The sequence below is a fragment of the Escherichia sp. WS1450 genome (assembly GCF_046487395.1).
In the GTDB taxonomy this organism is placed as follows: Bacteria; Pseudomonadota; Gammaproteobacteria; order Enterobacterales; family Enterobacteriaceae; genus Escherichia; species Escherichia coli.
The window spans coordinates 1-818 of record NZ_JBJQJO010000140.1 but is presented as its reverse complement, the minus strand read 5'-3'; the positions used below and the strand labels follow the sequence as shown (position 1 = coordinate 818).

Sequence of the window (818 nt, the reverse complement as noted above, 5' to 3'; positions counted from 1 at the left end):
CAGCCTGCACGCCGGCGTGGCGGCCAGGGCCGATGAACGCAAGAAGCTCGAACGGCTGTGCCGGTACATCAGCCGCCCGGCGGTATCCGAGAAGCGGCTGTCGTTAACACGAGGCGGCAACGTGCGCTACCAGCTCAAGACGCCGTACCGGGACGGCACCACGCACGTCATTTTCGAACCATTGGATTTCATTGCAAGGCTGGCCGCCCTGGTACCGAAGCCCAGAGTCAACCTAACCCGCTTCCACGGGGTGTTCGCACCCAACAGTCGGCACCGGGCGTTGGTCACGCCGGCAAAACGGGGCAGGGGCAACAAGGTCAGGGTGGCTGATGAACCGGCAACACCAGCACAACGGCGAGCGTCGATGACATGGGCGCAACGGCTCAAGCGTGTTTTCAATATCGACATCGAGACCTGCAGCGGCTGCGGCGGCGCCATGAAAGTCATCGCCTGCATTGAAGACCCTATAGTGATCAAGCAGATCCTTGATCACCTGAAGCACAAAGCCGAAACCAGCGGGACCAGGGCGTTACCCGAAAGCCGGGCGCCACCGGCTGAGCTGCTCCTGGGTCTGTTTGACTGACGAGCCTGAAGGCCAACGATACCAATCAAAATGCTGCGTTCACAGCGCCGCGGCAGGGATCCGCCGTGCTGGTTGTCGGAAAAGGAGCCGCTAGTGGGAAAGAGGAGGGTAAATTTTCAGCGTTGCTGGCTCCCCGTCAGCCGGATTGGGTTGCATCGCAGGGGTGTCGAAAGAGTCAACTGCGGTCCAAAGCTGTTGGACTTGGGTGAAAAGGGCGTTTATTCTTCCTATACGT

Annotated in this window: 1 protein-coding gene; it reads left to right on the top strand. The window is 60.1% G+C overall.

The window, feature by feature from the left end:
• A partial coding sequence (locus tag ACJHYR_RS27965) for a transposase (protein ID WP_080312105.1) occupies positions 1 to 583 on the top strand: 583 nt, incomplete at its 5' end.
• Between the last annotated feature and the right edge of the window lie 235 nt (positions 584 to 818).